Below are 5,291 nucleotides of genomic sequence, written 5' to 3'. Positions count from 1 at the left end.
AGCCGTCTTCCGCCCCGCCCGGCGAACGCCGCGGGCGGGGTGGTGCACTTTGCCTTCCGCCTTCCGCCTTCCGCCTTCCGCCTTCCGCCTTCCGCCTTGAACGCGCCCGACCTGTCCGCCTCCGACCCGTCCTGGACCCCGCTCATCCCGTTCTGGGAGATGATCGGCACGCGGTCGTTCGTGTCGTCCGACGACGGCGACCGCATCCGCGTCCGCTACTACGCCGGCGGCGGGCGGACGTGGGCGCGGGCATGGTTCGGCCCGGGCGCTGAGGGGCCGCCGGGGCACGTCCACGGCGGCGCGCTCGCGGCGCTCCTCGACGAGGCCATGGGCATGGCCGCCCTCGCGACGGGCCGCGTCGTCGTGGCGGGGCGGATCGAGGTCGACTTCCGCGCGATGGTCCCGCTCGGGACGGTCGTGACGGCCGAGGTGGCGGTCGAGCCGGCCGTGGGCAAAAAGACGCCGGTCCGCGCCGTGCTCCGCGGCCCAGACGGCGGCGTCGTGTGCGAGGCGACGGGCCTGTTCGTCCAAATCAGCACGGAGAACCTGGACGAGGCCGTCGAGCGGGTGGGGCGCGAGGCGAAGGGCGGGGGGGCGTAGGAGGCGGGACGCCCCGGCTCGGTCTCCGACGCCGGCCCTGCGCCCTCGTCACCCCGCCCGACGGCGGGGGCGGGGCGGGGTAAGGCGGCGGAACCGCGCGCCGTCTGCTCGGCGTTGCTTTCGGACTCCGCCCCCCGACCTATGCCCACCCCGCCCGCCCTCACCGAAACGATCGGCGCCGACCGCTCGGCCGCCTGGGACCGCGCGCAGACCTTCGCCGAGTTTCTCCCGACCGCCGAGGACAACGTCGGCCTGTGGGAGCAGAACTACTCGCGCGCGCGCATCCCGCAGGACCTCGCTGACCGCGCCGAGGGCGCCCTCGGGACGTGGCGGCTCCTCGTCCTCAGCGAGGACTGGTGCGGCGACGCCGCCAACACGGTCCCCGTGCTGGCCGCCTTTGCGGACGCCGTCTCGAACCTCGACCTCCGGCTGCTCGCCCGTGACGAGAACCTCGACCTCATGGACGAGCACCTGACGGGCACCAGCCGCTCGATCCCCGTCGTCTTGGTCCTCGACGGCGACGGCGTCGAACGCGCGTGGTGGGGGCCGCGGCCGGTCGACCTCCAGGCGTGGGTGATGGGGCCGGGCAAGGAGATGGAGCCGAGCGACCGCTACCGCGAGGTCCGCAAATGGTACGCCCGCGACCATGGGCGGACAACGGTTATGGAGGTCGTGGAACGTGTCGAGCAGGCCTCTGGGGCGGGGCGCGTCGCCTGAGGTGCCTGCCCCGCCCGGCCCGAACCTCCGGGCGGGGCGGCCGCTCTCGTCTTCTGGTTCCACCCCGCCCCTCGGGGCCGTCACAACATTCTGCCCGTGCCCCTCGACCCACCCATCGGCCCCGACGATCATGTCACGGGTCCCGACGACGCCGTCGTCCACCTCGTCCACTACGGCGACTTTGAGTGCCCGTACTCGAAGGACGTCTACGACATCGTGACCGAGATCCGCGAGCGGCACCCGGACCGGGTTCGGCTCGCGTTCCGGCACTTCCCGGTCCGCTCGCACCCGCACGCGCTGGCGGCGGCGGTCGCGGCCGAGGCGGCCGGGCGGCAGGGGGCGTTCTGGCCGTTCCACGACCGGCTCTACGCGCACCAACTCCAGCTCCGCCCCGACCAACTCGTCGGCCACGCCGAGGCGCTCGGGCTGGACGGCGCCGCCGTCCGCGCGGCGCTCGACGACGAGGGCGGGGCGGCGCCCGTGCTGGCCCAGAAGCGGGCCGGCGTCCGCTCGGGCGTCCGCTCCACACTCGGGCTCTGGATCGACAACGTGTGGTACGAGGAGGACGCGCTCGAAGACGCGCTCGTGGACCGCGTGATCCGCCCGCTCCAGGAGGCCGAGGCGTAGGGCGGGTCCCGCCCGTGTCACGCAAACACGACGTTCGGGCGGGGTGGACGGGGGGGCGGGAGCCGTCGGGCGGGGTGGCCGGTCACACGTCACCCCCCGTTACGCCACCCCGCCCATGTCCTCGACCGCCGCCTACCTCCTCGGCTTCCTCGTCCTCACCGCTGGCCTCGCGATGGGCGCGCACCTGGCCGGCGTGCCCGCCGCCTGGATCGGCGCCGGCGGCGTCGCGATGATCGGCGTGGGCATCCTGCTGTCGGTGACCAAGACGCGGCGGCCCGAGGCGTCGCCCGGCGACCGGCGGGTCCGGTAGCCTCGGCTAGCACGGACGGGGCGGCGCCCGCCCGACCGCCCCGCCCGCACGACACAGACCGCCCCGCCCACGTGAGTCGCGGGCGGGGCGGACGCGGGGCCGGGTGGCGCCTTTAGCGGACCGTGTTGCCGTCGGCGTCGATAATCTCGACCGGGCCGAGGTCGAGCGCGCGCACGGGCGCCTCGATCTCAGACAGGTCACCGACGACGACCCAGACCACGTTGTCCGGGCGGACGAGCGACTGCGCGGCGCGCGCCACGCGCTCGGTGTCGAGCGCCGTGATCTCGCCGGCGTAGCGCTGGTAGTAGTCGTCGTCGAGGTCGTACTGGACGATCTCGGCCACCGACGAGCCCAGCGCGCCTAGCGTCTCCCACCGGCCCGAGAGCGTGAGCGTCTGGCCGGCCTTGGCCTGCGCCACCTCGGCCGCCGTGGCGGGGCGGCCCCCGACGACATCGCGGAGCTCGCGGACGATCTCGCCCATCGACTCGCCCGTTTTATCGGTCTGGACCGGGGCGAACACGAGGAACGGCCGCTGGCCGCGCGCGCCGAGCAGGAGCGACTGGGCGCCGTAGCTCCAGCCCTTGTCCTCGCGCAGGTTCATGTTGACGCGCGACGTGAAGCTGCCGCCGAACAGCGTGTTCAGCGTCTCGGTCGCCAGGTCGTTCGGGTCGTCGCGGCCCGGGGCGAGGTGGGCCGCCATCACGATCGACTGCTGCGCGCCGGGCCGGTCGAGCAGGTACACCCGGGGCTCGGGCTGCTCGACGGTCGCCACGTTCTTGGCTGGCACGTCGCCCCGCTCCCAGCCGGCGAACTGCCGTTCGAGCTGGGCCACGAGCGCGTCCATCGTCACGTCGCCGGCGACGACGAGCGTGGCGTTGTTCGGGCGGAACCACGTGTCGTGGAAGGCGGCGAGGTCGTCGCGCGTGAAGCTCTGGACGGCGGCCTCGGTCCCGGACCCGCTCAGCGGGAGGCCGTAGGCGTGGCCCTCGCCGTAGAGCTTGGCCGGGAGCACGCGGATGGCGAGGCCGACCGGCTGCGACTTCTCGGACTGGATCTGGGCCAGCCGCTGCTGGCGGAGCCGCTCCAGGTCGGCGGCCGGAAAGTCGGGCCGGAGCGCGATGTCGGCCATGAGGTCGAGCGTCTCGGCCAGGTTCGCCGTGAGCGCGGACGCCGAGACCGTCAGCACGTCGATCGCGGCGCCCGTCCCGATCTCGGCGCCCAGCGCCGCCTCGCGCTCGGCGATCTCGAGCGCGTCGAGCCCGGCGGCCCCCTCGTCCATCATGTCCATCGTGAGGCTCGCGAGGCCGGGCCGGGCCGGGTCGTCGGCCGCGTAGCCGGCGTCGACGATCAGGCGCATCTCGACGAGCGGGATGTCGTGGCGCTCGGCGAGCACCACGTCGAGCCCGTTCGAGAGCGTCCGCCGCTGGAGGTCCGGGAACGTCACGGCGGGGACGCCGCCCGCGGGCTCCGGCACGCCGGCCGTCCGGTTGACGGCCGAGGCCGTGGCCGAGAGCTCGGGGCGGGGGACGGTGACGAGCGTGTAGCTCCCGGTCGTCATCCAGCGCTGGGCGGCGTCCTGGACCTGCGACGGCGTGGCCGCGAGCGCCTCGGCGAGGTCTGCGCGGTAGGCGTCGGGGCTGCCCAGGTAGACCTGACTCTCGGCGAGCACGTCGCTCTTGCCGCCGAACCCGCCGATCCGCTCGACGCCGCGGACGAAGTCGGACCGGATCCCGGTCTGGACCCGGTCGAGTTCGGCCTGCGTCGGGCCAGTCTGGAGGAACCGCGCCATCTCCTCGTCGAGCGCCGCCTCGACGGCCGCGACGTCGGCGCCCGGTTGGGCCGTCGCGACGATGGTGAGCTGGCTCCCGATCTCGCCCGTGTTGACGTAGGCGTAGACGTCGGTCGCGATCTGGTCGCGGTAGACGAGCCGCTCGTAGAGCCGCGACGTCTTGCCGGAGGCGAGCACCGAGGCGGCGACGGAGAGGAGGTTGGCGTCGGTCGAGCCGACCTCGGGGACGTTCCAGACGCGCGTGATCCGGGCGGCCGGCACGCGGTCTTCCGTGATCTGGCGGCGGTCGCCGTCCATCGGCGCCACCCAGCGCTCGAACGAGGCCACGGGCGGGCCGGGCTCGATGTCGCCGAAGTAGCGCTCGACCTTCTCCAGCGCGACCTCGGGCGTCACGTCGCCGGCGACGACCACGACGGCGTTGTTCGGGCCGTAGTAGGTGCGGAACCACTCCTGGACGTCCTCGAGCGAGGCCGCGTTGAGGTCTTCCATCGACCCGATCGTCGTGTGGTCGTAGGGGTGGCCCTCGGGGTAGGTCGCGTCGTTGACGAGCTGGCGGGTCATCCCGTACGGGTTGTTCTCGCCCTGCCGCTTCTCGTTCTGCACGACGCCCCGCTGCTCGTCGAGCTTGGCCTGGTCGACGGCGCCGAGCAGGTGCCCCATCCGGTCGGACTCCATGAACAGGACGGCGTCGAGCGCCTCGGTCGGCACGTTCTGGAAGTAGTTGGTCCGGTCCGGGTTGGTGGTCCCGTTGAGGTCGGTCGCGCCGACGCGCTCCAAGACCTGGAAGTAGTCGTCGTTGAAGTTCTCGGACCCGTTGAACATGAGGTGCTCGAACAGGTGGGCGAACCCGCTCTTGCCGTCGGGCTCGTCCTTAGACCCGACGTGGTACCACACGTTGACGGCGACGATGGGCGCCTTGTGGTCCTCGTGGACGATGAGCGTGAGCCCGTTGTCGAGCACGAACGTCTCGTAGGGGATCTCGGGGAGGCCAGCGAGCGGGTCGTCCTGGGCCGCGGCGAGCGGGGCGAGGAGGACGGCGAGCGCGGCGAGCGTGGCCAGGCGCATGGGCGGGGCGGGATTGTGTAGGGGCAGGATACTTGCGGCCGCCCCGCCCGCGGAAGCCCTTCCGGTGTGACCGGAGCGGGAGCGGGGTGGCGGCGGTCGGGCGCTACGGGCGGGGTGGTTGTCTGTTGCGCCCGCCCCGCCCTCGGCACCCCGCCCCGCCCGTGGCACCCCGCCCCGCCCGTG

General features: G+C 73.5%; 5 protein-coding genes. 4 read left to right on the top strand and 1 reads right to left on the bottom strand.

What is annotated here, in order from left to right:
• The 4 genes from RM540_RS15955 to RM540_RS15940 all read left to right on the top strand — a co-directional run.
• The coding region (locus RM540_RS15955; RefSeq protein WP_311665959.1) for a PaaI family thioesterase at positions 1-600 on the top strand (600 nt) is incomplete at its 5' end.
• A 141-nt stretch (positions 601-741) separates the two neighbouring features.
• Complete coding sequence (locus tag RM540_RS15950; RefSeq protein WP_311665957.1) at positions 742-1,317, top strand: thioredoxin family protein; 576 nt, start codon at positions 742-744, stop codon at positions 1,315-1,317.
• A gap of 96 nt (positions 1,318-1,413) precedes the next feature.
• Positions 1,414-1,944: a DsbA family protein gene (locus RM540_RS15945; RefSeq protein ID WP_311665955.1), complete on the top strand. Its 531-nt coding sequence runs from the start codon at positions 1,414-1,416 to the stop codon at positions 1,942-1,944.
• 115 nt (positions 1,945-2,059) lie between these two features.
• A complete protein-coding gene (locus RM540_RS15940; protein ID WP_311665953.1) occupies positions 2,060-2,254 on the top strand; it encodes a hypothetical protein in 195 nt (64 codons plus the stop codon).
• 112 nt (positions 2,255-2,366) lie between these two features.
• Here the strand turns inward: RM540_RS15940 and RM540_RS15935 are convergent, their stop codons facing one another.
• Positions 2,367-5,108: a M16 family metallopeptidase gene (locus RM540_RS15935; RefSeq protein WP_311665951.1), complete on the bottom strand. Its 2,742-nt coding sequence runs from the start codon at positions 5,106-5,108 to the stop codon at positions 2,367-2,369.
• Positions 5,109-5,291 lie beyond the last annotated feature (183 nt).

The organism is Rubrivirga litoralis, from assembly GCF_031846415.1.
In the GTDB taxonomy this organism is placed as follows: domain Bacteria; phylum Bacteroidota; class Rhodothermia; order Rhodothermales; family Rubricoccaceae; genus Rubrivirga; species Rubrivirga litoralis.
The sequence above is the reverse complement of the archived record's forward strand: the minus strand, read 5'-3'. Positions and strand labels throughout refer to the sequence as shown.

Bases quoted from the DNA above. Each gene is read 5' to 3' on its own strand.
- RM540_RS15940 (WP_311665953.1), top strand. From the start codon at position 2,060: ATGTCCTCGACCGCCGCCTACCTCCTCGGCTTCCTCGTCCTCACCGCT.
- RM540_RS15935 (WP_311665951.1), bottom strand. From the start codon at position 5,108: ATGCGCCTGGCCACGCTCGCCGCGCTCGCCGTCCTCCTCGCCCCGCTC.
- RM540_RS15950 (WP_311665957.1), top strand. From the start codon at position 742: ATGCCCACCCCGCCCGCCCTCACCGAAACGATCGGCGCCGACCGCTCG.